1 protein-coding gene is annotated in these 1,593 nt (G+C 70.2%); it reads left to right on the top strand.

The genetic code is table 11. The features are described from left to right. Nucleotides 1–136 precede the first annotated feature (136 nt). Nucleotides 137–1,579, top strand: a complete 1,443-nt coding sequence (locus tag ABZ904_RS51200) for an NF041680 family putative transposase (protein ID WP_361006470.1) — start codon at nt 137–139, stop codon at nt 1,577–1,579. Nucleotides 1,580–1,593 lie beyond the last annotated feature (14 nt).

The following is a 1,593-nucleotide window of genomic DNA, read 5'->3' as shown; positions in this document are numbered from 1 at the left end:
CTTAGCTTGAAGTTAAACCTTCAGTGATCGTTTGAGGTTCCAGTCGTTCACTCACATGGGGATCTGCCGGACATGGCGACGACCTCCGTTTCACGCTGTGTGATGTCGAGTCGCACAACGGGTCGGGAGGTCGTCGGTGTCAAGTGTCGTCCCTGGAACCGCTCATCGGCAGGAACTTGCCGAACTGTCCTCCTTTCGAATGGAGTTTTACGCGGCAATGTCCCGCCGCGGGGATGCGTTGTTCGAGTTGACGGACGCGGTGCTGTGCGCGGGCGGCCCGGTGGTGTCGCTGCCGGAACTGTCGCTCCAGGCGGTGCACCGGCGCGGGCACGGGGCGATGTACGACGCGCTTGCCCAGGGCCGCCTGGATGTGTCGCGGCTGCGGTTGGCGCTGGCCGGGCTGGAGCTGCCGCGTGGGACGGACCGGCAGATCTCGATCGCGCTGGACGTGACACCGTGGCCTCGTCCGGACGCGGAGTGTTCGCCGGACCGGCTGCACTGCCACCGCCCGTGCCGCTGCGACGGGGTGCGGCAGACGATTCCGGGTTGGCCCTACCAGGTCGCGGCCGCGCTGGGCGGGGGACGGACCTCGTGGACCGGGCCGCTGGACGCGGTCCGCCTCGGCCCGGACGATGACCTGACCGAGGTCACCGCCGCCCAGGTCCGGGACCTGCTCGCGCGCCTGCGCAAGGCCGGCCAGTGGCGCGAGGGCGACCCCGAGGTGCTGTTCGTGCTGGACGCCGGCTACGACATCGTGCGGCTGACGTGGCTGCTGCGCGACGAGCCGGTCCGGCTGCTCGGGCGGATCCGCGCCGACCGCGTCATGCACCACCCGCCAGGGCGCCGCAAGGGACCCACACCCGGCCGCCAACCGCGTCACGGCGAGCCCTTCCGGCTCGCCGATGTGGCCACCCACCCCGCACCCGTCCAGGAGTCCACCACCCGCCACGACCGATTCGGTGCCGTGACCGCCCGCTGCTGGGGACGCCTGCACCCCAAGCTGGAACGCCGCCAGGGCGGTTGGGCCGACCATCCGGGTGACCTGCCCAACGTGGAGGGAACGCTGGTGCACCTCGCGGTCGAGCGCCTGCCCGGCAACCGCGATCCCAAGCCGCTGTGGCTGTGGCACTCGGTCCCCGACGCCGACGCGCACGACGTCGACCGCCTGTGGCGGATCTTCCTCAGAAGATTCGACATCGAACACACCTTCCGCTTCTGGAAGCAGGCCCTGGGCATGACCCGCCCCCGCCTGCGCCACCCCGCCCAAGCCGACCGTTGGGTCTGGCTGATCCTCGCCGCCTACACCCAACTCCGCCTCGCCCGCACCCTCACCGAAGACCTGCGCCGCCCTTGGGAGAAACCCCTCACCCCGGACCGGCTCACGCCCGGCCGGGTCCGCCGCGGCTATCCCCGCATCCGCAAGATCCTGGGCACTCCCACGAAACCGCCGAAGGCCACTCGCCCCGGCCCAGGCCGCCCACCAGGCCGCACCACCAGCCCCGCACCCCGCCACCCCGTCGGCAAACACCAGCACAAAAAGGACACCCTTCGGTCCGAAGAACCGAAGGGAAACCTTTAACTTCAAGCTTAGAG

The sequence above is a fragment of the Streptomyces sp. NPDC046900 genome, from assembly GCF_040644975.1.
Lineage (GTDB): Bacteria > Actinomycetota > Actinomycetes > Streptomycetales > Streptomycetaceae > Streptomyces.
This window is presented reverse-complemented; position numbering and strand designations above follow the sequence as displayed.